At 68.8% G+C, this 757-nt stretch carries 1 protein-coding gene; it reads left to right on the top strand.

What is annotated here, in order from left to right; all coding sequences use genetic code 11:
- Positions 1-3: 3 nt before the first annotated feature.
- A partial coding sequence (locus tag HX774_RS19335; RefSeq protein ID WP_178829023.1) for a serine hydrolase occupies positions 4-757 on the top strand: 754 nt, incomplete at its 3' end.

Genomic DNA, 757 nt, shown 5'->3' with positions numbered 1-757 from the left:
GCCCTGCTCGCCGTCGCCGCCCCGGTCTCAGCCCAGACGCCCTGGCGCACCGGCTCCCCGGAAAGTCAGGGGGCCTCTGCCGAGCGGCTCGTCGCCATGGACGCCGCCGTGCGCGCCGGAACCTTTCAGAAGATCACCAGCGTGCTGATCGCCCGCCACGGACGGCTGGTTCACGAGACCTATTTCGACGAGGGCGGGGCCGAGGCGCGCCGCAACACCCGCTCGGCCACCAAGACCGTGACCGCCATGCTGGTGGGCGCGGCGATCGCCGAAGGCGACATCGCCACTGTCGATGCGCCCGTGATGCCTTTCATTGCGTCCTACGGCCCCTTCGACAATCCCGACCCGCGCAAGGCGGCGATCACGGTCGAGGACCTGCTGACCATGAGCTCCTTGCTGGAATGCGACGACGACAACCAGTTTTCGCGTGGCAATGAAGAGCGGATGTACCTGATCGAAGACTGGGTGAAGTTCGCCTTCGACCTGCCGATCAGGGGCTTCCCGGCCTGGATTCCCAAACCCGTCGATCAGCCCTATGGCCGCGCCTTCAGCTATTGCACCGCCGGGTCCACCACCCTCGGCGCGGTCGTCCAGTCGGCGACGGGCGAGCCTCTGGACGCCTTTGCGCGCCGGGCCCTGTTCGCGCCCCTGGGGATAGAGGGCGAGGAATGGCAGATCTCGCCCACGGGCCTGCCGCAGGGCGGCGGGGGTCTGGGGCTGCGCAGCCGCGACCTGCTGACGCTGGGCCAACTGCTTC

The organism is Brevundimonas sp. P7753, from assembly GCF_013386595.1.
Lineage (GTDB): Bacteria > Pseudomonadota > Alphaproteobacteria > Caulobacterales > Caulobacteraceae > Brevundimonas > Brevundimonas bullata.
Note: the sequence above shows the minus strand (reverse complement) of the source record. Positions and strands in the feature narration are given on the sequence as shown.